This is a genomic window from Pantoea brenneri, from assembly GCF_038594305.1.
GTDB classification, from domain to species: Bacteria; Pseudomonadota; Gammaproteobacteria; order Enterobacterales; family Enterobacteriaceae; genus Pantoea; species Pantoea brenneri.
Window position 1 is genome coordinate 177,556 of the sequence record NZ_JBCGBG010000006.1, and the last position, 26,244, is coordinate 203,799.

22 protein-coding genes are annotated in these 26,244 nt (G+C 57.6%); 8 read left to right on the forward strand and 14 right to left on the reverse strand.

Going from position 1 to position 26,244, the window contains the following annotated elements; translation table 11 throughout:
* Nucleotides 1-170 precede the first annotated feature (170 nt).
* The 6 genes from AABB92_RS19270 to AABB92_RS19295 all read left to right on the forward strand — a co-directional run bounded on the left by AABB92_RS19270 (nucleotide 171) and on the right by AABB92_RS19295 (nucleotide 5,973).
* Nucleotides 171-872: an autotransporter gene (locus AABB92_RS19270; RefSeq protein ID WP_031376146.1), complete on the forward strand. Its 702-nt coding sequence runs from the start codon at nucleotides 171-173 to the stop codon at nucleotides 870-872.
* A 75-nt stretch (nucleotides 873-947) separates the two neighbouring features.
* The gene (locus AABB92_RS19275; RefSeq protein ID WP_031376147.1) at nucleotides 948-1,625 is read left to right on the forward strand and encodes a hypothetical protein; all 678 of its coding nucleotides are present in this window, start codon (nucleotides 948-950) and stop codon (nucleotides 1,623-1,625) included.
* Between the two features lie 107 nt (nucleotides 1,626-1,732).
* Nucleotides 1,733-2,269: a primosomal protein DnaT gene (gene dnaT, locus AABB92_RS19280; RefSeq protein WP_031376148.1), complete on the forward strand. Its 537-nt coding sequence runs from the start codon at nucleotides 1,733-1,735 to the stop codon at nucleotides 2,267-2,269.
* Nucleotides 2,269-3,009, forward strand: coding sequence for a replicative helicase loader DnaC (gene dnaC / locus AABB92_RS19285; RefSeq protein ID WP_031376149.1), 741 nt, complete (start codon nucleotides 2,269-2,271; stop codon nucleotides 3,007-3,009). Before dnaT ends, dnaC begins: the two co-directional genes overlap by 1 nt.
* A 190-nt stretch (nucleotides 3,010-3,199) precedes the next feature.
* Nucleotides 3,200-4,711, forward strand: coding sequence for a sodium:solute symporter family protein (locus AABB92_RS19290; RefSeq protein ID WP_031376150.1), 1,512 nt, complete (start codon nucleotides 3,200-3,202; stop codon nucleotides 4,709-4,711).
* 128 nt (nucleotides 4,712-4,839) lie between these two features.
* Nucleotides 4,840-5,973, forward strand: a complete 1,134-nt coding sequence (locus tag AABB92_RS19295) for an ROK family protein (RefSeq protein WP_031376151.1) — start codon at nucleotides 4,840-4,842, stop codon at nucleotides 5,971-5,973.
* Between the two features lie 31 nt (nucleotides 5,974-6,004).
* On the opposite strand, the gene AABB92_RS19300 is transcribed toward AABB92_RS19295, so the two are convergent.
* The 5 genes from AABB92_RS19300 to xylF all read right to left on the reverse strand — a co-directional run bounded on the left by AABB92_RS19300 (nucleotide 6,005) and on the right by xylF (nucleotide 12,999).
* The gene (locus AABB92_RS19300; RefSeq protein WP_031376152.1) at nucleotides 6,005-7,456 is read right to left on the reverse strand and encodes a sugar porter family MFS transporter; all 1,452 of its coding nucleotides are present in this window, start codon (nucleotides 7,454-7,456) and stop codon (nucleotides 6,005-6,007) included.
* A 553-nt stretch (nucleotides 7,457-8,009) separates the two neighbouring features.
* The gene (gene xylR / locus AABB92_RS19305) at nucleotides 8,010-9,188 is read right to left on the reverse strand and encodes a D-xylose utilization transcriptional activator XylR (protein WP_031376153.1); all 1,179 of its coding nucleotides are present in this window, start codon (nucleotides 9,186-9,188) and stop codon (nucleotides 8,010-8,012) included.
* A gap of 92 nt (nucleotides 9,189-9,280) precedes the next feature.
* Nucleotides 9,281-10,465 (reverse strand): xylose ABC transporter permease XylH, encoded by a 1,185-nt coding sequence (gene xylH / locus AABB92_RS19310; RefSeq protein WP_031376154.1) that lies wholly within the window; start codon nucleotides 10,463-10,465, stop codon nucleotides 9,281-9,283.
* Nucleotides 10,458-11,978: a xylose ABC transporter ATP-binding protein gene (locus AABB92_RS19315; RefSeq protein ID WP_046289499.1), complete on the reverse strand. Its 1,521-nt coding sequence runs from the start codon at nucleotides 11,976-11,978 to the stop codon at nucleotides 10,458-10,460. The genes xylH and AABB92_RS19315 overlap by 8 nt, the downstream gene beginning before the upstream one ends.
* 28 nt (nucleotides 11,979-12,006) lie before the next feature.
* Entirely contained in the window at nucleotides 12,007-12,999 is a 993-nt protein-coding gene (gene xylF, locus AABB92_RS19320) for a D-xylose ABC transporter substrate-binding protein (RefSeq protein ID WP_031376155.1), read from the reverse strand.
* Between the two features lie 346 nt (nucleotides 13,000-13,345).
* On the opposite strand from xylF, the gene xylA reads away from it, so the two are divergent.
* Both xylA and xylB read left to right on the forward strand, forming a co-directional pair.
* Entirely contained in the window at nucleotides 13,346-14,668 is a 1,323-nt protein-coding gene (gene xylA, locus AABB92_RS19325; RefSeq protein WP_031376156.1) for a xylose isomerase, read from the forward strand.
* A gap of 17 nt (nucleotides 14,669-14,685) precedes the next feature.
* Nucleotides 14,686-16,128, forward strand: coding sequence for a xylulokinase (gene xylB, locus AABB92_RS19330; protein WP_031376157.1), 1,443 nt, complete (start codon nucleotides 14,686-14,688; stop codon nucleotides 16,126-16,128).
* Nucleotides 16,129-16,254: 126 nt separating this feature from the next.
* Here xylB and AABB92_RS19335 read toward each other — a convergent pair whose 3' ends face one another.
* The 9 genes from AABB92_RS19335 to AABB92_RS19375 form a co-directional block, all read right to left on the reverse strand.
* Complete coding sequence (locus AABB92_RS19335; protein ID WP_031376158.1) at nucleotides 16,255-17,493, reverse strand: MFS transporter; 1,239 nt, start codon at nucleotides 17,491-17,493, stop codon at nucleotides 16,255-16,257.
* A gap of 107 nt (nucleotides 17,494-17,600) precedes the next feature.
* Nucleotides 17,601-18,335, reverse strand: coding sequence for a phosphate signaling complex protein PhoU (phoU, locus tag AABB92_RS19340; protein ID WP_031376159.1), 735 nt, complete (start codon nucleotides 18,333-18,335; stop codon nucleotides 17,601-17,603).
* Between the two features lie 17 nt (nucleotides 18,336-18,352).
* The gene (pstB, locus tag AABB92_RS19345) at nucleotides 18,353-19,126 is read right to left on the reverse strand and encodes a phosphate ABC transporter ATP-binding protein PstB (protein WP_031376160.1); all 774 of its coding nucleotides are present in this window, start codon (nucleotides 19,124-19,126) and stop codon (nucleotides 18,353-18,355) included.
* A gap of 44 nt (nucleotides 19,127-19,170) precedes the next feature.
* Nucleotides 19,171-20,061, reverse strand: a complete 891-nt coding sequence (gene pstA, locus AABB92_RS19350; RefSeq protein ID WP_031376161.1) for a phosphate ABC transporter permease PstA — start codon at nucleotides 20,059-20,061, stop codon at nucleotides 19,171-19,173.
* On the reverse strand, nucleotides 20,058-21,020 hold the full coding sequence (pstC, locus tag AABB92_RS19355; RefSeq protein ID WP_031376162.1) for a phosphate ABC transporter permease PstC: 963 nt from the start codon (nucleotides 21,018-21,020) through the stop codon (nucleotides 20,058-20,060). Before pstC ends, pstA begins: the two co-directional genes overlap by 4 nt.
* 87 nt (nucleotides 21,021-21,107) lie before the next feature.
* A complete protein-coding gene (pstS, locus tag AABB92_RS19360) occupies nucleotides 21,108-22,151 on the reverse strand; it encodes a phosphate ABC transporter substrate-binding protein PstS (protein WP_031376163.1) in 1,044 nt (347 codons plus the stop codon).
* Nucleotides 22,152-22,316: 165 nt separating this feature from the next.
* Entirely contained in the window at nucleotides 22,317-24,146 is a 1,830-nt protein-coding gene (gene glmS / locus AABB92_RS19365; protein ID WP_031376164.1) for a glutamine--fructose-6-phosphate transaminase (isomerizing), read from the reverse strand.
* A 146-nt stretch (nucleotides 24,147-24,292) separates the two neighbouring features.
* The gene (gene glmU, locus AABB92_RS19370; RefSeq protein ID WP_046289501.1) at nucleotides 24,293-25,663 is read right to left on the reverse strand and encodes a bifunctional UDP-N-acetylglucosamine diphosphorylase/glucosamine-1-phosphate N-acetyltransferase GlmU; all 1,371 of its coding nucleotides are present in this window, start codon (nucleotides 25,661-25,663) and stop codon (nucleotides 24,293-24,295) included.
* Between the two features lie 160 nt (nucleotides 25,664-25,823).
* Nucleotides 25,824-26,243, reverse strand: a complete 420-nt coding sequence (locus tag AABB92_RS19375; RefSeq protein WP_031376165.1) for a F0F1 ATP synthase subunit epsilon — start codon at nucleotides 26,241-26,243, stop codon at nucleotides 25,824-25,826.
* Nucleotide 26,244 lies beyond the last annotated feature (1 nt).

The window sequence follows — 26,244 nt, forward strand, 5'->3', positions numbered from 1 at the left end:
TATCGCGGAAATATTTTATCGGGCCGCTTGATCTTAGAAACAATCGGTTAATAGTTAAACAACTAACGGCTATACGACGATGGGTTATATAACGACGGGTAAAACAAGATCGCAAACCGGTGGTTAATCCAGCTTCCCCGGGAATAACTTCAGCCCCGACTGGAGATCGTATGTTGCAGAAAAGTGGGTGGAGAGACCAGCGCTATCGGATACGCGGCTGGTGTGGCGCAGGACTGTTACTGTTGACGCAACCGACCTTTGCCTGGGGCGGCGACTTTGCTGCGCCCGCGATCGTCACACCGCCGCCCGACTACAACACCATTCTGGCAGAGAAGATCTCCCGCACCTCGCTCGACTTCAGTGACGAAAATCGCGCTCTGTTCGAGGCTGCGCTCAATTCTCCGGCAGCCCTGCCGGTAGAGTTGCACAGTGAAACCGGCATCGTCGGCAGCACGCCGCTGGGTAAACGCTATCGCGCCGGGGTCGATCTGCCGGTTGGCGAATCCTTCACTACCGGTCCCGTGGCGCAATATGCGGTCGATCCGCCGCAGATGAACTGTCTGCAGTGCGATTACAGCGATCAGCAGAGCCGTGAACAGATTGCCAGCGTCGGCTGGCGTGTCGATATGCAGCAGGGATGGATTACGCCGTGGGCCCAGCTGAGCTACAGCCATCCACTGGCGGAATCGCCACAAAACGATCGGCACGATGCGGCGATCGGGACCCGTCAGGAGAGCGGAATCGATCTCAGCGTCGGCGCGCAGCTGCCGCTGAACAGTAATCTGGCGGCTTTCGCTTCGTTTTCACAAAACAGTGCGCTGAATGGTGATGAGCCGTTGCTGTATAGCCTCGGCATCAGCGCCAGCTTCTGAGCGGGGCATAAAAAGAGAAAGGGCGTTGAGCGTTTAAAATATAATGAGTCCGCTAATCATTATACTGGTAACACTATGCGCAACGATTTGACAATTATTGGCCGTGAAATAACGGTCTTCATACTGGCAGCACTCTTTCTCGCTCTGATGATATTGCCCATCTATATTGATGTGGCCTGGATGAATGATGCGCTGCACGAAACCTCTTTTACTGAAACCACCCAGGAAATCATGCTGGCGGTGATCGCCGCCCTGTTCTTTATTGCCGCTCAGCGCCGTCCGGCGCAGCGTGGTGCGCTGACCTTAGTGGCGGGCTTCTATAGCTGCATGCTGATCCGCGAACTCGACTTTGTGTTTGATACCATCCAGCACGGCAGCTGGATCTGGTTCGCGCTGGCGGTGACTGCCGGATGCCTTGCGGTCGCGCTGCGGACGCCGAAAAAAACCCTGCACGCGCTGGCCAGACTGCTGCAGCACCGTAGCTGGCCGGTGATGGCCTCCGGCTTTCTGGTGGTGCTGGTCTTTTCCCGCCTGTTTGGCATTCATTCGCTGTGGCAGCACCTGATGCTGGGCGATTATAACCGTGTGGTTAAAAACATGGCGGAAGAGGGAACCGAACTGCTGGGTTACGGCCTGTGCTGGCTGGCCTCGGTGCGCTATTTATGGCAAACCCGCCCGGTTGCCGTTGCCGTCAGTGCGACCCAACCTGCCTCTGCCCGTCATGCAACCTCCCCGGTGACCTCTCACTCATAATGGTCGCGCTTTTTGAGCGATCCGCAACGTTAAAAAAGGTACAATAAATACTTCTGCGTCGGCGGCACGGCCCCGGCGCAAGGTGTTCGTTAACCTCAGGTCTTTTCATGTCAGTCAAAATCTTAACTTCAACGCTCATTGGCCTGGATGCCTTCCGTCAGGACCCGCTGACCGCGCTGCAACAGGCGGAAAACGGTACGCTGGCGGTATTAGAGGATTACGCGCCGGTGATGTACGCCATCACCCCGGCGCGTCTGGCGCAGTTACTGGCGCTGGAAGCCGCTGCCCGACAGCCAAATGATGTGGCGCTGGATGACAGCCTGTATGACGATGCGCCTGCGGCAATCTCTGCGCCGGTTGGTAAGTTCGCGATGTATGCTGGCTGGCAGCCAGACGCAGATTTTACCCGCCAGGCCGCCATCTGGGGCGTGGCGCTCAGCGAACCGGTTACTGCCAGCGAGCTGGCTGCTTTCGTCGCCTACTGGCAGGCAGAGGGCCGGCTGTTTCACCATGTTCAGTGGCAACAAAAGCTGGCGCGAAGCATCCAGATGAACCGTGCCGCCAACGGCGGGCAACCGAAGCGCGATATCACTCAAATCAGCAGTACTGACTACGATATTCCCGATGGTTTCCGAGGTGAATAATGAAAACGCCAAACGATCTCTTTAGTCGCCTGAAAAGAATGATGCCCGCAGGTACCCGACCAAAGTTCACTAATGGTGAAGAACTTTTGGCCTGGAACCAGGAACAAGGCCGTTTGCGCTCTGAAGCCATCGTGCGTGAGAATCGCGCAATGAAAATGCAGCGCATTATGGGCCGATCCGGTATTCGCGAACTGCATATTAACTGTTCTTTCGACAACTACCGTGTCGAAAATGAAGGCCAGCGTAAGGCACTGGAACAAGCGCGACAGTATGCGGCCGAATTCGAGGGTAGCATCGCCAGCTTTGTCTTTTCGGGCCGCCCCGGCACCGGTAAAAATCATCTGGCAGCCGCAATTGGCAACGACCTGATCCTGCGCGGTAAAAGCGTGCTGATTGTGACGGTCGCCGATCTGATGTCGAGTATGAAGGGCACCTTCAGCGGCAGCAGCGGCATTACTGAAGAGCGACTGCTTCAGGATCTCAGCAGCGTTGACCTGCTGGTGATTGATGAGATCGGCATGCAGAGCGAATCCCGCTACGAAAAAGTGATCATCAACCAGATTGTCGATCGCCGCTCCTCGTCGAAGCGCCCAACCGGCATGTTAACCAACCTTAATCCCAATGAGATGAACACCCTGCTTGGCGAACGCGTCATGGACCGGATGCGCCTCGGCAACAGCCTGTGGGTGCGCTTCGACTGGGAAAGTTATCGCAGCCGGGTGCGTGGCGACGAATATTAATACCCTGCCCGCTGCGGCGGGCAGCCTGCTGTATTGCCCGCCGGACTACCCACACGGCTGAGCGTCACCTCTGCGCTTAGCCTGCGTAACGCCGCCGGATCGATTCGTTTTCAGTCACCCTGCTGTTGTTCTGCCTTCCGCGCTGCGCCGCCGGATTGCCGGCCAGACGAGTGACCCGGTGGAGTCAGCCATGAGCCTGCTCGATTACGCTGTAATAGCGCTCTACGCGCTGATGATTGTGCTGATCACGCTGTGGGCGATGCGCAGGGTCGGCAATACCCGTGACTTCTTTACTGCCGGTGGCCGGATGCCCTGGTGGCTCTCCGGCGTTTCCCATCATATGTCTGGCTACAGCGCCGCGGTTTTTGTTGCCTACGGCGCGGTGGCTTACAACATGGGCATTACGATCTGGTTCTGGTGGGCGCTGCCTATTTCGCTGGCGGTATTGATCGGCTCCTCGCTGTTTGCCCCGCGCTGGGCCAGGCTGCGTCGTTACATGCAGATTGAATCCCCCACCGAGTATCTGCTGACCCGCTATAACCTGCCGACCCAGATGGTGCTGGCGTGCAGCGGCGTGCTGCTGAAAACGGTAGATGTCGGGGCCAAATGGGCTGCCATCGCGGTGATTATTAACGTCTTCACCGGTCTCGACCCGCTGTTCGGCATCTGCATTGCAGGCGGATTAAGTCTGTTTTACAGCGTGATCGGCGGACTGTGGGCCGATGCCTGCAACGATTTTGGTCAGTTCATCGTGCAGTTTGTCGCCGCCATTGTGATGCTGGTGGCGGTTGGACTTCAGCTCGGCGGCATCGGCGCGCTGTTGACTATCTGGGATCGGCTACCGGCCAGCCACCTTCAGATTGTGCAAGGTCCTTACACCACTGGCTTTATCTTTGCCTACCTGCTGATCTACACCCTGAGCTACAACGGCGGAACCTGGAACCTGGCGCAGCGGTTTATTGCCGCACCGGACGGACGCGAAGCGCGCAAGGCGGCACTGCTCTCTGCCGCCCTCTACCTGATCTGGCCGCTGGTGCTGTTCTGGCCGATGTGGGCTGCACCGCTGCTGTTTCCCAATCTGGCCGACCCGTCACGCGCCTGGTCGCTGATGGCGATGCAGTTACTGCCTGACGGGCTGATCGGGCTGATGCTGGTTGCGATGTTCACCCATACCCTCTCAATGACCTCGTCTGACGCCAACGCCATTACGGCGGTGGTGACCCGCGATATTCTGCCCGCCATCTGGCCGCGTGCCTTTCCTCGCGGCCAGAGTTCGCTACGGGTGGCACGCTGCACCACCTTCCTGTTTATTATCACCACCCTGGTGATTGCCCTGAATGCCAGCCGGTTCGGCGGCGTATTGTCGCTACTGGTTATCTGGTTTGGCGGGCTGGTCGGGCCGATATCGATCCCGATGCTGCTGGGTTTGCTGCCCGCTTTCCGTCGATCTGGCAGCACCGCAGCGCTGGTCAGTTGGGCGGCAGGCGTCGGGACCTTCTTCTTCGTGCGGTTTGTGATTGACGATGCCAGCCTGGCGACTCAGGTGGCGGCACCGGTATTGTCCTCGCTGTTGCTGTTTACCCTGCTCGGCTGGCTGCGTCGCTCGCCCGTCAGCCCACAGGTCGATGTGCTGCTGAGCGCGCTTAATCAGGATCGTTCGGCATCGCCGAAAGCGGTCTGGCGGCATAAAACCCTGAGTTAAGCCGCTCAGACGCCGACCGATCGGCCGGATCTCGCCTGGTTGTGTGAAATAGCACGCAAAAGTGTGGGATGACGAATACGTACGGGCTGATACACTGAATTCTTTCTCCTCTGGTGGGTGAATTCGCCATGAAAGCGAACGGAAAAGGTCCCGCGTTACTGCGACTTAACAACCAAAAGCGGGTCATGACGCAGTTGCGAAAACTGCGCATCACCTCGCGCCAGGATCTGGCCCAGACCTTATCGCTCAGCAAAAATACCGTCTCACTGATCATTGATGATTTGCTGGAGCAGGAGTTAATTGAGGAGCTGGGACCGGTCAGCGTGGCAGCGGCAGGACGCCCTAAAATCGAGATTACCCTGCGCCCGGAGAAGCTGAAGAGCGCAGGCGTAATGGTGGAACGCAATGTGATTCACTGGCGGGTCTGCGACTACTTTTCTCAGGTACTGGCCGAACAGACGCTGCGTACCGACACTGAAAACCCAACCCGGCTGCTGGCTGAGCTGGCGATGCTGTGTCGTGAGCTGGCCGAGCGCTACCCCGATTTGCTGGGGATAGGCCTCGGCTTTCCCGGCATCGTTGATCCCCGGCGCGGCTGGATGCATCTCTCATCACACCTCGACTGGCAGGAAGTGGATCTGCTGACCGCGCTGCGGAAGCAGGTACGGCTACCGATCCGCATCATGAACAACGTAAAGGCCGCTGCGCTGCTGGCAGTACAGCAGCGCGGGCTCTCCGTCGACAGCGGCCACTTTTATCTGCGCATCTCAGAGGGGATTGGTGGGGCGCAGGTGCAGCACGGCGAAGTTTTTACCGGACACAGCTGGACTGCCGGTGAGGCGGGCCACCTGACCGTTCAGCCTGACGGCCCGCGCTGCAGCTGCGGCCGACGGGGCTGCCTTGAGGCGTTAATCAGCCAGCCGGCAGTGCAACAGCAGCTGGCGCAGCGCCAGCCCGGCCTGAGCTGGCAGAACCGCGACAGCGCACCGCGAATAGTGGATGAGGTGATGGCGCAGGCTGGTAGCTATCTGGGTGCGGCGCTGAGTCAGATCATGCTGCTGCTCAATCCGGCGACCATCATGATCGATTGTCCGTGGAGCGCCAGCCCGGCCTTTTGCAAGGCGGTGCGCGATACCACCCAGGCCAGCGCCCTCGCCTTTACCGCCGCCCATACCCAGCTGCTTTTCCTTGAAAACCGCATCGATCCGGCCAATGGGCTGGCGCTGGCGGTGATTGAGCAGACCGAACAGCGGGTCGGTTAACCCGCCAGATAAGGCAGCGAGTGCTGCCTTTTTATGATCGGACGTCACTTACCGGCACGCTAACCGTCTCGTCCGCTTCGCGTGGGTCGATATTAAACTTCTCCAGTACGCGTGCGTGGATTTTCTCCAGCGGCATTCCGGCCGTTTCCGGCAGGTAGCGGAAGGTGAAGAAGTACATGCCGAGCGAAAACAGCGCGAACAGCAGCAGCGGGAAGCCGCCGTGGAACATCTCCAGCAGCACGGTGTTGCTGTTGAGAATCGGAAAGGTGGTGCTGATAATAAAGTTCGCCACCGACATGGCACAGATTGAGATGCCGACGCAGATTGATCGGATTTCCGTGGGAAACAGCTCGCCCAGCACGGTCCAGACAATCTGTCCCCAGGTCATACCAAAGAACACCATATAGGCAAACAATCCCACCACCGCCAGCAGACCCGGCAGGCGGTAATAGAACGCGATAAAGGTATAGGCGAGGAAAATGGCAGAGGTGATCGCCCCCAGCAGCAATAGCTTACGCCGTCCGACCTTATCGATCAGCGCCATCCCCATCAGCACGCCGACAAACTGGCAGACTGACAGCCAGAAAGTCTGTAGTAGCGCCGAATCGGTGCTGCCGGAGACATTTTTCAGCAGCGTCGGGCCGAAATACTGAATCACGTTGATGCCGCTGATCTGATTACCGACTGCCAGACCAATACCAATGATCAACAGCGGCAGCGTGGTTTTATTCAGACGGAAGCGGGCTTTATGGCGGCTGGCGGCTTCATCAGAAAACGAGTGCTTAATCTCATTGAATACGCTCTCGGCGTGCGCCGGGTTAGAGATTTTGCTCAGGGTATCCAGCGCTTCTTTATCTTTGCCTTTCAGCACGTTCCAGCGTGGTGATTCCGGGATAAAGGCAATGAAAAAGATGAACAGCGCACAGGGCACCAGCGCGGTAGCCAGAATGTAACGCCAGCCGATATCCACCATCGCCTCGGGCAACATCGATTTGTTGATGAAATAGTTAGTCAGCAGCACCACCGATTGACCACCAACGCAGCAGACAGCGTAGAGCGCGCTGGTCCGGCCGCGAAATTTCGACGGCGACAGCTCCGCCAGATAAATCGGCGAGATCACTGACGCCAGACCAATCGCCAGGCCGCCCAGGATACGGAACGCGACAAAGGTGAAAAAGTTATGGGCGATTGCGGTGCCAACCACCGAGGCGGTAAACAGCAGCGCAGTAATCGCGAGCGATTTTTTGCGGCCGAATTTATCACTGAGCTTTGGCGCAATAAAACAGCCGACCAGGCTGCCCAGCAGGATGTTTGATACCGCCCAGCCGGTTTCTGCCGGGGTGAGCTGAAAATAGTCACTGAGCGGTTCGATGGCGCCGGAGATAATCGACGAGTCATAGCCCATCAGCAGACCGCCAAAGGCGGCGACGGTGCAACAGAGCATGACATATTTCATGTTGTAGCGTTTTTGCCGGGTTTCCATTTTTCAGGCTCCTGTTCTCTACTGCCTGAACCGAAACGGTTCAGAAAGAGGGGGCATAGTTGTCAGAGGTTTACGGGCTTCAGCGATCAAGCACCAGTGAAATATATTTTCTAAATCAGATAATTTGGATTAATTCTTTCGGAAATGTGAGCGGGGTTCGAAAATTTTGTGGAGGCGCTGAGGTAAAACCATCATAAAAAGGGTTATTAATCAGGATAATAAACAGCAATATGCTGCCTGAGCCCGTTTTTTCTCAACGGCAGCGGGCTGGCCGAGCGACATTTTTTCCGCTGACAGCAGCCTGAAAGCCTGGGGGAGGCGTAAAAACGCCTACAGGATGAGAGGGGAAAAGTTGCTTATTAATCCGATGATTTATAAGGTTATAATGAGTATTCCATGCCATTCACCCTGTCGGCGGCTGGCCTGACTTTGGTCCGATGAGTCGGTTTTGTCCGGCGGATGAAATATAATTTCCATCCCGCCGCTTTTATGAACGATAGGATTTAGAGGCGAGCGGTCGGCCAGTATCACCTGGACCGGCCTGGCCGCACGGCTACAACACGTTTTCACCATAAAGCTGGCGATACTCTTTCGGCGTGGTGTCGTACCCTTTCCTGAAGACCGAATAGAAATACTGCAGGGACGGATAACCGCACATCTGCGAGATTTCATTGATATTGAGTGACGACGATGCCAGCAGTTCGCGGGCTTTTTCCAGCTTTTCACGGTGGATCATCGCATGAATGGTGTCGCCGGTTTCATCGCGAAACCGTTTTTCCAGATTGGATCGTGACAGGCCGATGGCATCCAGCACCTGCTCCACCTTAATGCCCTTACAGGCGTTAAAGCGGATGTAATGCATCGCCTGAATGACGGCAGGATCGCGCAGCGAACGGAAGTCGGTAGAGCGACGGGCGATCACTTTGACCGGCGGCACCAGGATGCGCTGAAGCGGTAGCGGCTGCTTATCCAGCAGGCGGTGCAGCAGTTTGGCCGCCTGGTAACCCATTTGCCGCGAGCCCTGCGCCACCGATGAGAGCGCGACGCGCGACAGATAGCGCGTCAGCTCTTCGTTATCAATGCCGATAACCGCCAGCTTTTCCGGCACCGGAATTTTCAGATGCTCACAGGCCTGCAGCAGATGGCGCGCCCGTGAGTCGGTGACGGCGATAATGCCGGTTTGCGGTGGCAGCGTCTGCAGCCAGTCGGCGAGCCGGTTCTGAGCGTGCTGCCAGTTTTCCGGCGCGGTCTCCATGCCCTGATAGACCACCCCCTGATAGCGCTCCCGCATCACCAGCTGACGAAATGCCTGTTCCCGTTCCTGCGCCCAGCGCTTGCCGCTTGAAGCCGGCAAACCGTAAAAGGCAAAGCGGTTGATGCCTTTCTCTTTGAGATGCATAAACGCCCGCTCCACCAGCGCGGCATTATCGGTGGCGATGTAATGCACCGGCGGATAATCCTCCTGTCGGTGATATGAGCCGCCAACGCCGACGATCGGCACCGGCACATTCGACAGCAGGGTTTCGATTGAGCGATCGTCGTAATCGGCGATCACGCCGTCGCCCAGCCACTCCCGAATATTGTCGATGCGGCAGCGGAAGTCCTCCTCAATGAAAATGTCCCAGTCGGTTTGCGACGCCTGTAGATATTCCCCGACGCCCTCAACAACCTGACGGTCATACACCTTGTTAGCGTTAAACAACAAGGTAATGCGATAACGTTTATCATGCATGGTGGCGATTCCCTTAAATGCTCAGCGCATTGCATAGCACGGCTGACAGGGGCATAAAAATGGTTTGCGCCACAATGTGATCCTCCACGCGATTACACCCGACGCCGCGTGGCGGTATCCATCCACACCGCCAGCAGCAGAATGGCACCCTTGACGATGTACTGCCAGAAGGTCGGCACGTCCATCATGCTCATGCCGTTATCCAGCGAAGCCATGATAAATGCCCCCATCACCGCACCGGCTACCGAGCCGACCCCACCGGCCAGGCTGGTACCGCCAATCACACAGGCGGCGATGGCGTCGAGTTCCGCAATGTTGCCAGCCGAAGGCGAACCGGCACCCAGCCGCGAACTGAGGATCAGACCCGCAATGGCCACCATCACGCCGTTAATCGCAAACACCGCCAGTTTGGTACGCGCCACGTTAATCCCTGACAGTCGCGCCGCATCGATATTGCCGCCGATTGCGTAAATGCGTCGGCCAAAAGCGGTCCGGGTCGCCATAAACATCCCGGCCAGCAACAGCAGGGCGAGCAGTAATACCGGGGTCGGTACGCCGCGATAATCGTTCAGCAACCAGATCGCGCCCAGCACCAGTATCGCGGTAATCGCCTGACGTGCCACGGTGCCGCTGGCCGGGCTTTGGGCCAGTCCAATCTGCTGACGGCGCAGGCGTAAACGCCATTGCCACAGCATAAACAGCGCCAGACCGGCGAAACCAAAGCCGAAACCGACGCCGCCCGGCAGGTAGCTCTGGCCGATCTGCGACATGCCCGGCGTGATTGGCGCAACCGTGGTGCCATCGGTGATCCCCACCAGGATGCCACGAAAGGCCAGCATCCCCGCCAGCGTGACGATGAATGACGGCACTTTGCGATAGGCGACCCACCAGCCGTTCCAGGTCCCCAGCAGCAGTCCCATCACCAGGGTAACCACAATGGTCAGCGGCAGCGGCCAGCCCAGCCAGACGTCAAAAATCGCTGCGGCGCCGCCCAGTAATCCCATCATTGAGCCGACTGACAGATCGATCTCCGCCGAGATAATCACAAACACCATCCCCACCGCCAGAATGCCGGTAATCGCGGTCTGTCGCAGCAGGTTGGAAACGTTACGCGGGCTGAGCCACGCGCCATCGGTGGTCCAGGTAAAGAACAGGGCAATCAGCACAATCGCTCCCAGCATCACCAGCACCTGGAGATTGGGCAGCGGGAATTTGCCGGGCGACGGCTTGCCCGGGGTTCCTGACAGGCCACTTTGGGTACTTTCACTCTTAAGCATAATGTTCACTCCGCAGGGCGGCTTCCATCACCTGCTCCTGAGTCAGGTTATCGTTGATCAAATCAGCTTTAATTTGCCCTTCATGCATCACCAGTATCCGATCGCTCAGGCCCAGTACTTCCGGCAGCTCGGACGAAATCACAATCACTGCGATCCCCTGCTGCACCAGCGCATTGATCAGCAGGTAGATCTCCTGACGTGCACCAACATCAATGCCGCGCGTCGGCTCATCCAGAATCAGAATTTGCGGGTTAAGCAGCAGGCACTTCGCCAGAATCGCTTTCTGCTGATTGCCGCCGCTCAGCCGGCCAATCGGTAATTCAGAGGAGGAAGTCTTCACCCGCAGACGGGTAATCGCCGCGTTGATCGCCTGCTGTTCCTGCGCTTCATCGAGGGTGGAAAGCCGGTGGCTGAACTGATCCAGCGCCGAGAGGGTGATATTTTTTCCCACCGCCATCAGCGGCACGATGCCATCTTTTTTACGGTCTTCCGGCACCATGGCGATGCCGTGTGCAATGGCGGCGCGGCAATCGGTGATCCTGACCGGCTTGCCGTTGATCCAGATATCGCCCTGCCAGCGTCCCGGCCAGACCCCGAACAGGCACTGCACGGTTTCGGTTCTGCCCGCCCCGACCAGCCCGGCGATGCCGAGAATTTCCCCGCGCTTCAGGCTGAAGGAGACGTTGTTGACGCGGCGAATATGCCGGTTAACCGGATGCCAGGCCGTGAGGTTCTCTACTTTCAGCACCGTATCGCCAATCTGATGCGGCGCATGGGGATAGAGCGCGGTCAGCTCGCGTCCGACCATCATGGTGATGATGTCATCTTCACTCAGGCCGGTTGCCGTGCGGGTGGCGATATGCTGACCGTCGCGAATGACGCAGATGGTATCGGAGATCGCTTTGACCTCGTTCAGCTTGTGGGAGATGTAGATGCAGGCGATGCCGTGTTCACGCAGGTTACGGATAATGCCGAGCAGCACCTCCGTCTCCTGTTCGGTCAGTGAGGAGGTCGGCTCATCCAGGATCAGTAACCGGACCTGCTTGTTAAGCGCGCGCGCGATCTCCACCAGCTGCTGCTGACCGAGGCCCAAATCGCCGACCCGCGCGGCGGGAGAGACGTTCAGCCCGACCCGGGCCAGCAGTTGCTGGCAGCGCAGCGTCATGGTTTCATCATCAACCATGCCGAAACGCCCCAGCTCGGCACCGAGGAAAATGTTCTCCATCACCGTCAGTTGCCGCACCAGTGCCAGCTCCTGATGGATGATCACAATCCCTTTGCGCTCGGTATCACGAATGGTCTGCGCCTCTATTTTGTCGCCGGCAAAGTAAATCTGGCCGTCAAAATCACCGTGCGGATAGAGCCCGCAGAGGATTTTCATCAGGGTCGATTTACCTGAGCCATTTTCGCCACACAGCGACATCACTTCGCCCGCATCCAGCTGCAGGCTGACATCATTCAGCGCTTTCACCGCGCCGAAACGCTTGGTGATATTGTTCATTTCCAGCAGCATCGACTGTTCTCCCTCACGCCAGGCGCGGTCAGAGTTCGCTCTGTTTGTGGAAACCGTCTTTCACCACGGTGCTTTCGATATTGTCTTTGTTGACCTGAATCGGGGTCAGCAGCCGCGATGGAACCTCTTTAAGTCCGTTGTTCAGCGTGCTGTTGCTGGCCGGCTTTTTGCCATCGCCCAGTTCGACTGCGATTTTTGCTGCTTCGGTGGCGAGTTCGGTGATCGGCTTGTATACCGTCATGGTCTGGGTGCCGGCTTTAATCCGTTTGATGGCCGCCAGGTCAGCATCCTGGCCGGAGATCGCCACTTTGCCGGCCAGTCCCTGGGCGCTCAGCGCCTGAATCGCCCCGCCGGCGGTAGCATCATTAGACGCCACAACCGCATCGATATGGTTACCGTTGGCGGTCAGCGCGTTTTCCATAATTTTCAGAGCGTTTTCCGGCAGCCAGGCATCGACCCACTGATCGCCGACAATTTTAATGCTGCCATTATCGATAAAGCGTTTTAATACTTTCATCTGGCCGGCGCGGAACAGGCGGGCATTATTATCTACCGGGGAACCGCCCATTAAAAAGTAGTTGCCCTTAGGCACCTGTTTCACAATGCTTTCGGCCTGCAACTCACCCACTTTTTCATTATCAAACGAGATATAAAAATCAATGTCAGCGTTATTTATCATCCGGTCGTAGGCCAGTACTTTAATCCCTTCACGTTTTGCTTCGGCGACCACGTTACTCAGCACCTGGCCGTTATAGGGAATAATCACCAGCACATCGACGCCGCGGTTGATCATATTTTCAATCTGCGACATCTGGGTCTCTTCATTGCCGTTTGCCGACTGGACAAACACCTGCGCACCCAGCGATTCCGCCTGCTTCACGAAAATATCGCGGTCTTTTTGCCAGCGTTCCAGACGTAAATCATCAATTGCCATGCCGATCTTCACTTCTTTGGCCACGCTGGTCTGGCTGAACAGAGCCAGCGCAGCGCAGACGGCTAACAGCGCATGTTTCATCTTCATTGCGTTTATCCTGTAGGTTGAGGCTATTGTCGTTGCAGGCCCATGAACCAGGCGGATGAATTGTTGCCCTGATTTTCCCGTTACATCAATTACTGATTTTTATCCGGCCATTACGTTTTTTGGTTTATTTCTTTTTTTATGAGCGCGATCGATATTTCATCTTTTTCGGACTGAGCAAGAGACCCGGCAATAACCGCGCTGAGATCAGCTTTATTTTGCGAGCCAGCGCACAAATAATAATTATCTGATACGCAGTGTGAAATATCGTAATTGAGCCGCGCCGACAGCCAATATCAAATATCGCTTCAATGCAGACCATTCGGGTCCCGATGCTAAGGAGCAAACCATGCACGCTTATTTCGATCAGATCGATCGCGTCCGTTACGAAGGAACCAAATCGACTCAGCCTCTCGCGTTTCGTCATTACAATCCTGACGAAGTGATCCTCGGCAAGACCATGGCGGAACATCTGCGCTTTGCGGCCTGCTACTGGCATACCTTCTGCTGGAACGGAGCGGATATGTTTGGCGTCGGCGCGTTTGATCGCCCATGGCAAAAAAATGGTGATGCGCTGCAGCTGGCGAAGCAAAAAGCGGACGTCGCCTTTGAGTTCTTTCACAAGCTGAACGTGCCTTATTACTGCTTTCATGATGTGGATGTTTCGCCGGAAGGCGATTCGCTGCGCAGCTATCAGGACAATTTTGCCATCATGACCGATAAGCTGCTGGAGAAGCAGCAGGAGACCGGGGTGAAGCTGCTGTGGGGCACGGCGAACTGCTTTACCCATCCACGCTACGGCGCGGGCGCGGCGACCAATCCCGATCCGGCGGTCTTCGCCTGGGCCGCGACTCAGGTGTGCAGCGCCATGCAGGCCACCAAAACCCTTGGCGGTGAAAACTATGTGCTGTGGGGCGGCCGCGAAGGGTATGAAACTCTGCTGAATACCGATCTGCGCCAGGAGCGCGAGCAGATTGGCCGCTTTATGCAGATGGTGGTTGAGCACAAACACAAAATCGGTTTCCAGGGCACACTGCTGATTGAGCCGAAGCCGCAGGAACCGACCAAGCATCAGTACGACTACGACGTCGCCACGGTGTATGGCTTCCTCAAACAGTTCGGTCTGGAGAAAGAGATCAAAGTGAACGTCGAGGCCAATCACGCCACGCTGGCCGGTCACTCTTTCCACCACGAAATAGCTACCGCCATTGCGCTGGGCATTTTCGGCTCGGTCGATGCCAACCGCGGCGACGCGCAGTGTGGCTGGGACACCGATCAGTTCCCGGTCAGCGTGGAGGAGAATGCGCTGGTGATGTATGAGATCCTCAAGGCGGGCGGCTTTACCACCGGCGGCTTAAACTTTGATGCCAAAGTGCGTCGCCAGAGCACCGACAAATACGATCTGTTCTACGGCCATATCGGCGCGATGGATACCATGGCGCTGGCGCTGAAAGTCGCGGCCCGGATGATCGACGACGGCGAGCTGGATAAGCGCGTGGCACAGCGTTACAGCGGCTGGAATGGTGAGTTCGGCCAGCAAATTTTGAAAGGCGAGTTTTCACTGGCCACGCTGGCGGCGCATGCTCAGCAACAGCAGCTGAATCCGCAACATCAGAGCGGACGCCAGGAGCAGCTGGAAAACCTGGTGAATCACTATCTGTTTGATTTTTAAAGGCTCAGGAGCAGAACATGTTTATCGGGATCGATTTAGGCACCTCTGGCGTCAAAGTGGTGCTGGTGGATGCCGCCGGCCAGGTGCAGGCGACAGAAACAGCGCCGCTGCAGGTTTCACGTCCACAGCCGCTGTGGAGCGAACAGGATCCCGAAAGCTGGTGGCAGGCGCTGGACCACGCTATGCAGGCGCTGAGCGGGCAGCACGATCTGCGCGTCGTTGAGGCGATCGGGCTGAGCGGCCAGATGCATGGCGCGACCCTGCTGGACAGCGCCGGCCGCGTTCTGCGTCCGGCGATACTGTGGAATGATGGGCGTAGTGAGGCGCAGTGCCGTGAACTGGAACAGAAGGTGCCGGACGCCCGGGCGATCACCGGCAACCTGATGATGCCCGGTTTCACGGCGCCCAAGCTGCTGTGGGTGCAGCAACACCAACCGGCCATTTTCAGTCAGATCGCGAAGGTGCTGTTGCCAAAAGATTACCTGCGCTGGCGGATGAGCGGTGACTTCGCCACCGACCTGTCAGATGCGGCAGGCACGCTGTGGCTGGATGTGGCGCGGCGAGACTGGAGTGATGAGATGCTGCGCGCCTGCGATCTCAGTCGTGAGCAGATGCCACAACTGTATGAGGGCAATGCCATAACCGGCACGCTGGATACTGCCCTGGCGGCGCGCTGGAAAATGAATCCGGTGCCGCTGGCGGCGGGCGGTGGCGATAATGCGGCGGGCGCGGTCGGCGTTGGCATGACTGAGCCGGGTCAGGGCATGCTCTCACTGGGCACCTCCGGCGTCTACTTTGTGGTCAGCGAGGGCTATCTGAGTAATCCTCAGCGCGCCGTTCACAGTTTCTGTCATGCCTTACCGCAGCGCTGGCATCTGATGTCGGTGATGCTCAGCGCCGCTTCCTGCCTCGACTGGGCGGCTGAACTGACCGGCTGTCACGATGTACCGGCACTGCTGGATGAGGCGGCGCGGGCGCGCGATGACGTGCCGCCGCTGTGGTTTTTACCCTATCTCTCCGGCGAACGCACGCCGCACAACAATCCCAACGCCAGAGGCGCTTTCTTTGGCTTTACCCACCAGCATGGTCGTCCGGAACTGGCGCGGGCGGTGCTGGAAGGCGTGGGATTTGCGCTGGCGCAGGGGATGGATGTGCTGCATGAATGCGGCGTGCAGCCAAAAAGTATTATGTTGATCGGGGGCGGCGCACGCAGTGCGATGTGGCGGCAGATGCTGGCGGACATCAGCGGTCAGACGCTCGATTACTGCCACGGTGGTGAGGTCGGACCGGCACTCGGCGCGGCCAGGCTGGCGCAGCTGGCACTGGATGGTCAGGCTGCGGCACCGACGCTTACCCTGGTGCAACGCCACCGGCCGGACAGCGCGCGCAGGGCGCATTACCAGCCGCTGCGGCAGACGTTTGCCGCGCTGTATCAGCAACTGCTGCCGTTAATGCACTAAACCGCGACAAACCCCGACGCGCTGACCGGTAACCGCCGTGTCGGTGCGTTTCGCTTATCCGTTTACCGGCCGGTAGCATCACAGCCGGGATGGGTGTTCACATCCCGGCAGATCCGTGCCCTGCTTTCAGCCAATCGCGCCCAGCGTGTCATCCTGACTGTGCTTTTTCGGCAGCAGGAACAGGGTGGCCACAATATCCAGCAGATAGATCAGCGCCAGCAGCGTAATCGCCGCCGCAAAGGAGAACTGGCTCGCCAGCAGGCCAATCACCACCGGGCCGAAGCCGCCGACGCCCCGCCCAAGGTTAAACAGGACGTTTTGCGCCGTGGCCCGCACCTGTGGCGGGAAGGTATCGGAGATCAGCGCGCCGTAGCCACCAATCATCCCATTAACGAACATCCCCATGATCGCCCCGGTAACCAGCATGATGCCGGGATCGCGTAACTGAGCATAAATCACCACCATCACTACCGCGCCAAACTGATAGAGCAGGAAAATCTTCCAGCGCGCAAAGCGATCGGCCAGCACACCAAACAGCCAGATACCGAAGGTCATACCGACCACCGTTACCGCCGTCCACAGACCCGATTTGGTCAGGCTGAAGCCGAAGCTGGAGGAGAGGTAGCTCGGCATCCAGATCATCAGGCCGTAGTAGCCAAAATTCTGTACCGAACAGAGGATGAAAATGCCGAGGCTGGCTTTTGCAGTCGCGCGATCGCGGACCAGCAGCTTGAGGCGCGCCGGAAAAGAGAGCGAGGGAACGTTTTTGACCTGTCGGCGATAGGCCTCCGGTTCGCCCATGCTGCGACGGATCACAAACGAGACCAGCGCGGGTAATAAACCGACCAGAAACATGCCGCGCCAGCCGATCACGCTCAGCAGCGGCGGCGTAATAAAGGCCGCCAGCAGCACACCGAGCTGCCAGCCGATACCGACCCACGCCGAGGCGCGGTTGCGCTTCTCTGCCGGCCAGGCTTCGGCAATCAGCGCCATACCGATGCCGAACTCTCCGCCCAGCCCGACGCCCGCCAGGGTACGCCAGGCCAGCAGATCCCAGTAGCCCTGCGCCACGGCGCACAGGCCGGTAAACACCGAGAATACCAGGATAGTGATGGTCAGCATACGAATACGACCAAAGCGATCGCTGAGATGGCCAAACACAATACCGCCGATGACCGCGCCGATCAGCGTCCAGGTGACCAGCGATCCCGCCTGCGATGGATTGAGCGCCAGCGAGACGCTGATCGCCGGCAGCATAAAGCCAAGGATCAGCAGATCAAATCCATCCATCGCATAACCGCTGACGGCGGCCAGCATCGCTTTACCGGGCGTGACGCCGGGTTTAGCCTGGGGAGAAGGAGACATTATTCAGCACCTCAGAAGGAAAAGTGCCGCAAGTATAAAGAGTGTTGCCGGGGGGACCAATCGAAAACGCCGAACCGTACGCCAGCGCGGCGTACGGTTGCGGTCACTCAGGAGGGCTTATTGCTGCCATCATCGCCTGACAGCAGTTCGTCGAGCCGGTCACCGCCAACGTGGCGGAAATCCTGACCTTTGACAAAATAGAAGATGATTTCACAGATGTTCTGGCAGCGATCCCCGATGCGCTCAATCGCCCGGGCGCAGAACAACGCCGTCAGTACGCTGGGAATGGTACGCGGATCTTCCATCATGTAGGTCATCAGCTGACGCACAATGCCCTCGTACTCTTTATCCACCTTTTTATCTTCACGGTAGATAGCGATCGCTTCGTTGAGGTCCATGCGCGCAAAGGCGTCCAGCACATCATGCAGCATCTGTACGGTATGACGACCCAGCGACTCGAGACTCACCAGCAGCGGCAGATGTTGCTGGCCGAACTTCTCCAGCGCGGTGCGGCTGATCTTCTCCGCTACGTCACCAATCCGTTCCAGCTCAGAAATGGTTTTGATGATCGCCATCACCAGCCGCAAATCGATAGCGGTTGGTTGACGTTTGGCGATGATGCGCACGCAGGCCTCATCAATCTCCACTTCCATCATGTTGACCTTTTGGTCGCCGTCGATCACCCGCTGCGCCAGTTCACCATCGAGGTTATGCATCGCGGTGATGGCGTCGGTCAGCTGCTGCTCGACCATGCCACCCATGATCATCACCTGGGTGCGAATGTGCTCCAGCTCGGCATTGAACTGACCGGAGATATGTTTGTTCAGATTCAGATTATCCATGGCGATCTCCTGTCAAATCAGCCGTAGCGGCCGGTAATGTAGTCTTCAGTTTGCTTCTGTGCCGGCTTGGTGAACAGCGTGTCGGTATCGCTGAATTCAATCAGTTCGCCCAGATACATAAATGCGGTGTGGTCGGAGCAGCGTGCGGCCTGCTGCATGTTGTGCGTCACGATCACCACGGTGTAGTCCTGCTTCAGCTCGGTAATCAGCTCTTCAATACGCCCGGTTGAAATCGGGTCGAGCGCCGAACAGGGTTCATCCAGCAACAGCACTTCCGGGCGAATCGCGATACCGCGGGCGATGCACAGACGCTGCTGCTGACCACCGGAGAGACTGTAACCGCTCTGATGCAGCTTGTCTTTGGTTTCGTTCCACAGCGCGGCTTTAGTCAGCGCCCACTGGACCCGTTCGTCCATATCGGCACGTGACAGCTTCTCAAACAGGCGAACACCGAAGGCGATATTGTCATAAATCGACATCGGAAACGGCGTCGGCTTCTGAAACACCATGCCGACCCGGGCGCGCAGCAGCGCGATATCCTGTTGCGCCGCCAGAATGTTGTCGCCGTCCAGCAGGATATCGCCTTCAGCCCGCTGATCCGGGTAGAGCGAGTACATTTTATTGAAGGTCCGCAGCAGGGTCGATTTACCACAGCCGGATGGCCCGATAAATGCGGTGACCTGATTTTTGGCGATATCCAGATTGATATTCTTTAACGCGTGAAACTTACCGTAATAGAAGTTCAGATTACGGACCTGAATTTTATCGGCTGATGCAGTCGCGATACTCATTGCTCGTCTCTCTTATACGGCGCCGCGCAGGGCAGCGCCGGAAGTTAACCGTGTTTACCTTTGGCAAAAATCACCCGCGCTACGATATTCAGCAGCAGCACGCACAAGGTAATAATCAGTACGCCAGCCCAGGCCAGGCTCTGCCATTCGGCGAACGGGCTCATGGCGAACTTAAAGATGGTGACCGGCAGATTCGCCAGCGGCTGCATCATGTCGGTGCTCCAGAACTGGTTCGACAGCGCGGTAAACAGCAGCGGCGCGGTCTCACCAGCGATGCGGGCAATCGCCAGCAATACCCCGGTGATAATGCCGGAGACCGACGCCTTCAGGGTGATGGCGGAGATCATCTTCCACTTCGGCGTGCCCAGCGCATAAGCCGCTTCACGCATGCTGTCCGGCACCAGCCGCAGCATGTTCTCGGTGGTACGAATTACGATCGGCACCTGGAGCAGCGCCAGCGCAATCACCCCGGCCCAGCCGGAGAAGTGCTGCATCTGCGACACCACAATGGTGTAGACAAACAGCCCGACCACAATCGACGGCGCTGACAGCAGAATGTCGTTAATAAAGCGGATCACTTCCGACAGAAACGACTTGCGGCCATATTCCGCCAGGTAGATGCCGGCCATGATGCCCAGCGGCGTGCCGAAGAAGGTCGACCAGAAAATCAGTAATCCGCTGCCCGCTAAGGCGTTCGCCAGGCCGCCGCCGGCAGTATTCGGTGGCGGCGTTGATTCGGTGAACAGCGACCACGACAGGCCATCAAGGCCGCGTGATACGGTGGTGAACAGGATCCACACCAGCCAGAACAGACCAAATGCCATGGTCAGCAGCGACAGCGTCAGCGCTATCTTGTTTTTGGTGCTGCGCCAGGACTGCATCTTACGACGGGATGCGTCGAGTTCGGCGCGCGCCTGAACTTCAATGGTGGTCATGATCGCGCTCCTTCACTTTTCGCCAGCCGCATAATCATCAGTTTTGAAATCGCCAGCACGATAAAGGTAATCACAAACAGAATCAGACCCAGCTCCATCAGCGCCGCCACATGCACGCCGGATTCCGCTTCAGCGAACTCATTGGCGAGGGCGGAGGTGATGCTGTTGCCCGGCATAAACAGCGACGGGCTATCGAGCTGGTAGGTGTTGCCGATAATAAAGGTCACCGCCATGGTTTCACCCAGTGCGCGGCCCAGTCCCAGCATCACGCCCCCTATCACACCGTTTTTGGTGAAGGGCAGCACGATACGCCAGATCACTTCCCAGGTGGTGCAGCCGATGCCGTAGGCCGACTCTTTCATCATCACCGGCGTCTGCTCAAACACATCGCGCATCACGGAGGCGATGTAGGGGATGATCATGATCGCCAGAATCACGCCAGCGGCCAGAATACCGATACCGAATGCCGGACCGGAGAACAGCTCACCGACAATCGGAATGCCTGACATCACGTCGTTGACCGGCGTCTGGAAATATTCAGCAAACAGCGGCGCAAACACGAACAGGCCCCACATGCCATAGACAATGCTGGGGATCGCGGCCAGCAGCTCAATGGCGGTACCCAGCGGGCGACGCAGCCAGCCTGGCGCGAGTTCGGTCAGGAACAGCGCAATACCAAAACTGACCGGCACGGCAATAATCAGCGCGATGATAGAGGTGACGAGGGTGCCGTAAATCGGTACCAGCGCACCAAATTGTTCGTTGGGGGCATCCCAGGTTTTGGTCCACAAAAAGGAGAAACCAAACTTCTGAATGCTTGGCCACGAGGAGATGATCAGGGAGACGATAATGCCGCCCATCAGCAACAGGACGATCAGCGCGGCAAGCTTGACCAGCGCACCAAATATTCTGTCACCTTGCTTGCCTGGGGCTTTGAATGCCGGCTTGGTTGCAGCCATAGAAGTCTCAGTCTTCAGGAGTTATCAGGGCGGCAGTACGCCGCCCGTTGGGTCTGACCGAACCGGAATCCGGCCAGGGTCGGTCAATTACTGATAAAGCGCCTTACCAGAACTGTCTTTGATATTGGCTTTCCATGCAGCGCGAATCTGCTCGGTCACGCTCTCTGGCAGGGCGGCATAATCCAGCGCGGTAGCGGTTTTGCTGCCGTTTTTGTATGCCCAGTCAAAGAACTTCAGCACTTCGCTGCCTTTGGCCGCATTAGCCTGATCTTTGTAAACCAGGATAAAGGTGGTGGAAGAGATAGGCCAGGCATCCGCGCCTTTCTGGAAGGTCAGGTCCTGAGCAAAAGATTTGCTCCAGTCTGCGCCTTTCGCCGCGTTGCTGAAGCTGGTTTCGCCTGGGGCGACCGGCTTGCCATCGGCGTCCATCAGTTTGGTGTAGGTCAGGTTGTTCTGTTTGGCGTAGGCGTATTCCACATAGCCGATTGAACCCGGCAGACGCTGTACAAACGCAGCCACGCCGTCGTTGCCTTTGCCACCCAGACCGACCGGCCAGTTTACGGTGTTGCCTTTACCGATTTTGCTGTTCCAGTCCGGGTTCACTTTCGCCAGGTAGCTGGTGAAGACAAACGAAGTACCGGAACCATCAGCGCGGCGTACCACGTTGATATTAGTCTCTGGCAGTTTCACGCCCGGGTTCAGTTTAGCTATCGCCGGATCGTTCCACTTTTTGATGGTGCCGAGGTAGATGTCGCCGACGGTTTTACCGTCCAGCGTCAGTTCACCTGATTTGATGCCCGGCAGGTTAACCGCCAGCACCACGCCGCCGATTACCGTCGGGAACTGGAACAGGCCATTTTTCTGCAGATCTTCATCTTTCATTGGCGCATCGGACGCACCGAAATCGACGGTTTTGGCGATGATTTGTTTCACGCCACCAGATGAACCGATGCCCTGGTAGTTAACTTTGCTACCGGTGGCTTGCTGATACTCTGCTGCCCACTTGGCATAAACCGGCGCCGGGAACGTCCCGCCTGCGCCCGTCAAATCGGTGGCCGCAAAAGCAGATACCGCGCTGACTGCAAAGGTGGCGGCGAGGATTCGGGCTACGGTGCTACGCATCAGTGTCATGTTCCCTCCAGGGGAGAAAATTCAGGCTCGGGGCCGTTTTAGTAAGAGTCAGTGATTGCTGCAGGAGGGAAAATAGGACAGTTTGATGACAGTGAAATGTACGAAATATGACAGTTATATGACAGCGGGCAAAAATGAAGCGGGCCCGCGACCGGGCCCACTTTGTTATTCTACGGTAACCGATTTCGCCAGGTTACGCGGCTGATCGACGTCAGTGCCTTTGATCAGCGCGACGTGATACGACAGTAGCTGCAACGGCACGGTATAGAAGATTGGCGCAATCACCTCTTCAACGTGGGGCAGCGGGATAATCTTCATCCCGTCACTGTCGCTGAAGCCCGCATCCTGATCGGCAAACACATACAGCAGACCGCCGCGTGCCCGCACCTCTTCGATGTTGGATTTGAGCTTCTCCAGCAGTTCGTTGTTGGGTGCCACCACGATCACCGGCATATCGGCATCAATCAGCGCCAGCGGGCCGTGCTTCAGCTCGCCCGCCGCATAGGCTTCGGCGTGAATGTAGGAGATCTCCTTCAGCTTCAGCGCCCCTTCCATGGCGATCGGATACTGATCGCCGCGGCCGAGGAACAGCGCATGATGCTTATCTGAGAAGCCCTCTGCCAGATTTTCAATCAGCTTATCCTGCGCCAGCATCTGTTCGATCCGGCTGGGCAGCGCCTGCAGCGCATGGACAATCTCATGCTCGGTTTCCGCCGCCATGCCTTTCAGCCGGCCCAGCTTCGCCACCAGCATCAGTAACACTGCCAGCTGCGTAGTAAAGGCTTTGGTCGAGGCAACACCGATTTCGGTGCCCGCTTTGGTCATCAGCGCCAGATCAGATTCCCGCACCAGCGACGAACCGGCCACGTTACACACCGCCAGGGAACCGAGATAGCCCAGCTCTTTGGAGAGACGCAGCGCTGCCAGGGTGTCGGCCGTTTCGCCCGATTGCGATAAGGTGATCAGCAGGCTGTTTTTCCGCACCGCCGACTTGCGGTAGCGAAACTCAGAGGCGATCTCGACATCACACGGAATATTGGCCAGCGACTCAAACCAGTAGCGTGACACCATGCCGGAGTTATACGAGGTACCGCAGGCGATAATCTGGATATGCTCCACCTGCGCCAGCAGCGCTTCTGCACCTGCGCCCAGCTCGCTGAGATCGACCTGGCCGTGACTGAAACGGCCGCTCAGGGTGCTTTTCAGCGCCATCGGCTGCTCGTAGATCTCTTTCTGCATGTAATGGCGGTAGATGCCTTTGTCACCGGCATCATACTGCAGGGTCGATTCGATCTCTGCGCGCGTCACCGGTTTACCAGTACGATCAACGATGGTCACATCGCGACGGCTGATTTCCGCGATATCACCCTCTTCCAGATAGATGAACCGACGCGTCACCGGCAGCAGCGCCAGCTGATCGGAGGCAATAAAGTTCTCGCCCACGCCACGGCCAATCACCAGCGGGCTGCCGGAGCGTGCCGCCACCAGCAGCGACGGATCGCGGCTGTCCATGATCACCATGCCATAGGCGCCGCGCAGTTGCGGGATGACGCGTAGCACCACTTCACGCAGCGTTCCGCCCTGCTTCTGCTCCCAGTGAACCAGATGCGCCACCACTTCGGTGTCGGTTTCAGAGGCAAACACGTAACCACGCTCGATCATCGCAGCGCGCAGCGGCTCATGGTTTTCAATGATGCCGTTGTGCACGATAACGATGTGCTCAGAAACGTGCGGATGCGCATTGGCTTCCGACGGTTCGCCGTGCGTTGCCCAACGCGTATGGGCAATACCGGTGCCGCCAATCAGCGGCTGCTGTTCGGCTGCATCGGCCAGCTTCTGCACTTTCCCTAAACGTCGCAGGCGCGTAACGTGCCCCTGACGATCGACCACGGCCAGACCGGCCGAATCATATCCGCGATACTCAAGACGACGCAGGCCTTCCAGCAGAATTTCTGCGATATCGCGTTGTGCTACTGCACCAACAATTCCACACATAATGATGTTTTCCTGACTACATGGCTGTTCGCCACTTTCGTTGTCATGCGACCTGATATCCGGCTTTGCCGGTTCCCCGAGCCTTGTAGAGAGTGGGGATTATAGTTTTGGCACTGCATCGGCCCGCATGAAGCGGGCCGTTAAAATTATTTTTTCTTCTGTGGGCGCTGCCAGTCCGCTTTGTGATTCTGCTCTTTACGGTTGTAGACCAGTCCCGCTTCGGTGACATCTTTCATGATGGTGGTGCCCGCCGCAATGGTAGCACCTGCCGCCACGCTGACCGGCGCCACCAGCTGGGTGTCCGAGCCGACAAACACGTTATCACCGATCACGGTTTTTGATTTATTCGCGCCATCATAGTTGCAGGTAATGGTGCCGGCCCCGATGTTGACGTTAGCGCCGATCTCCGCGTCGCCCAGATAGGAGAGGTGACCCGCTTTCGAACCTTCGCCCAGACGGGCTTTTTTCATCTCAACGAAGTTGCCGACATGGGCGGCATGTGCCAGCTCACTGCCGGGACGCAGTCGGGCGAAAGGTCCGACGGTACAGGCGCTGGCCAGATTCGCATCCTCGATCACCGAATAAGGGCTGATTTCACAATCGTCGCCAATCACGCTGTTTTTGATGATGCAGCCCGCGCCGATTTTTACCCGATCGCCCAGCGCCACCTGACCTTCAATGATGACGTTGGTGTCGATTTCCACATCCCGGCCGTGGGTCAGGGTACCGCGCAGGTCAAAGCGGGCCGGATCGCGCAGCATCACGCCCGCCAGCAGCAGGCGCTCAGCCTGTTCAGTCTGATAAGTGCGTTCCAGCGTTGCCAGCTGCAGACGATTATTCACACCATCGGTCTCACTGATGCGCGTCGGATGAACCGCCTCAATCACCCGGCCTTCCTGATGCGCCAGCGCGATGATATCGGTGATGTAGTATTCACCCTGCGCGTTATTGTTGGTGAGCTGCGCCAGCCAGCGTTTCAGATCGCCGCCGTTGGCGATCAGGATACCGGTGTTGATTTCAGTGATTTGCAGCTGCTCTGGCGTGGCATCTTTCTGCTCGACGATGCCGACAATGGTGCCGTTCTCGCGCACGATGCGGCCATAGCCGGTCGGATTCTCCAGCACCACGGTGAGCAGGCCGATGCCGCCCTGCGGTTTGGCCTCACGCAGGCGCTGTAACGTCGCTTCAGCGATCAGCGGTACGTCGCCGTAGAGCATCAGAATGTCTTCATCGTCAGCGAAGCAGGGCGCGGCCTGCTGCATGGCGTGGCCGGTGCCGAGTTGTTCGGCCTGCAGCACCCAGTTGAGGGCGCTGTCGGTGAGGGTGGCTTTAAGACGATCGCCGCCGTGACCATAAACCAGATGCACCTGCTGCGCGCCCAGCCCTTTGGCCGCGTCAATCACATGCTGCACCATCGGCTTGCCTGCCAGCGTATGCAGAACTTTTGGCATATCGGAATACATACGGGTGCCCTTGCCAGCGGCAAGGATCACCACACTCATCGCACTGTTAGACATAACTATCCTGAGTGAATTTTTACGGGTGAAAGTAAAACGGTTTGAGGGTGAGATTACTACATTTTTCTCAGGCCGAAATTAGGCGGGAGGGCGCAGATGACCCGGCAGGCAAAAAAAATGCCAGCCCGGAGGCTGGCATTTCGTGACGCATAAAGCTGGATTACATCGCTTTTTTGGTCAGTTCGATCACGCGCAGTTTAGCAATGGCTTTCGCCAGCTCGGCAGAGGCCTGAGCATAGTCCACGTCACCGTGGCTGCTGTTCATGTGCTCTTCTGCTTTGCGTTTCGCTTCCAGGGCGCGGGCTTCGTCCAGATCGGTACCGCGAATAGCGGTATCGGCCAGAACGGTGCTGCTGCCCGGCTGCACTTCCAGCACGCCGCCAGAGAGGTAGATAAACTCCTCTTCGCCGTGCTGTTTCACGATACGGATCATTCCAGGCTTAATGGCAGTCAGCAGCGGCGCATGGCCAGGGAAAATCCCTAACTCACCTTCGCTACCTGACACCTGAATTTTCTGTACCAGACCAGAGAACAACTGACTCTCTGCGCTGACCACATCCAGGTGATAAGTCATAGCCATA

Coding starts and splice junctions, on each gene's coding strand:
- AABB92_RS19270 (WP_031376146.1), top strand. CDS start 171: ATGTTGCAGAAAAGTGGGTGGAGAGACCAGCGCTATCGGATACGCGGC.
- AABB92_RS19275 (WP_031376147.1), top strand. CDS start 948: ATGCGCAACGATTTGACAATTATTGGCCGTGAAATAACGGTCTTCATA.
- dnaT (WP_031376148.1), top strand. CDS start 1,733: ATGTCAGTCAAAATCTTAACTTCAACGCTCATTGGCCTGGATGCCTTC.
- dnaC (WP_031376149.1), top strand. CDS start 2,269: ATGAAAACGCCAAACGATCTCTTTAGTCGCCTGAAAAGAATGATGCCC.
- AABB92_RS19290 (WP_031376150.1), top strand. CDS start 3,200: ATGAGCCTGCTCGATTACGCTGTAATAGCGCTCTACGCGCTGATGATT.
- AABB92_RS19295 (WP_031376151.1), top strand. CDS start 4,840: ATGAAAGCGAACGGAAAAGGTCCCGCGTTACTGCGACTTAACAACCAA.
- AABB92_RS19300 (WP_031376152.1), bottom strand. CDS start 7,456: ATGGAAACCCGGCAAAAACGCTACAACATGAAATATGTCATGCTCTGT.
- xylR (WP_031376153.1), bottom strand. CDS start 9,188: ATGCATGATAAACGTTATCGCATTACCTTGTTGTTTAACGCTAACAAG.
- xylH (WP_031376154.1), bottom strand. CDS start 10,465: ATGCTTAAGAGTGAAAGTACCCAAAGTGGCCTGTCAGGAACCCCGGGC.
- AABB92_RS19315 (WP_046289499.1), bottom strand. CDS start 11,978: ATGCTGCTGGAAATGAACAATATCACCAAGCGTTTCGGCGCGGTGAAA.
- xylF (WP_031376155.1), bottom strand. CDS start 12,999: ATGAAGATGAAACATGCGCTGTTAGCCGTCTGCGCTGCGCTGGCTCTG.
- xylA (WP_031376156.1), top strand. CDS start 13,346: ATGCACGCTTATTTCGATCAGATCGATCGCGTCCGTTACGAAGGAACC.
- xylB (WP_031376157.1), top strand. CDS start 14,686: ATGTTTATCGGGATCGATTTAGGCACCTCTGGCGTCAAAGTGGTGCTG.
- AABB92_RS19335 (WP_031376158.1), bottom strand. CDS start 17,493: ATGTCTCCTTCTCCCCAGGCTAAACCCGGCGTCACGCCCGGTAAAGCG.
- phoU (WP_031376159.1), bottom strand. CDS start 18,335: ATGGATAATCTGAATCTGAACAAACATATCTCCGGTCAGTTCAATGCC.
- pstB (WP_031376160.1), bottom strand. CDS start 19,126: ATGAGTATCGCGACTGCATCAGCCGATAAAATTCAGGTCCGTAATCTG.
- pstA (WP_031376161.1), bottom strand. CDS start 20,061: ATGACCACCATTGAAGTTCAGGCGCGCGCCGAACTCGACGCATCCCGT.
- pstC (WP_031376162.1), bottom strand. CDS start 21,020: ATGGCTGCAACCAAGCCGGCATTCAAAGCCCCAGGCAAGCAAGGTGAC.
- pstS (WP_031376163.1), bottom strand. CDS start 22,151: ATGACACTGATGCGTAGCACCGTAGCCCGAATCCTCGCCGCCACCTTT.
- glmS (WP_031376164.1), bottom strand. CDS start 24,146: ATGTGTGGAATTGTTGGTGCAGTAGCACAACGCGATATCGCAGAAATT.
- glmU (WP_046289501.1), bottom strand. CDS start 25,663: ATGTCTAACAGTGCGATGAGTGTGGTGATCCTTGCCGCTGGCAAGGGC.
- AABB92_RS19375 (WP_031376165.1), bottom strand. CDS start 26,243: ATGGCTATGACTTATCACCTGGATGTGGTCAGCGCAGAGAGTCAGTTG.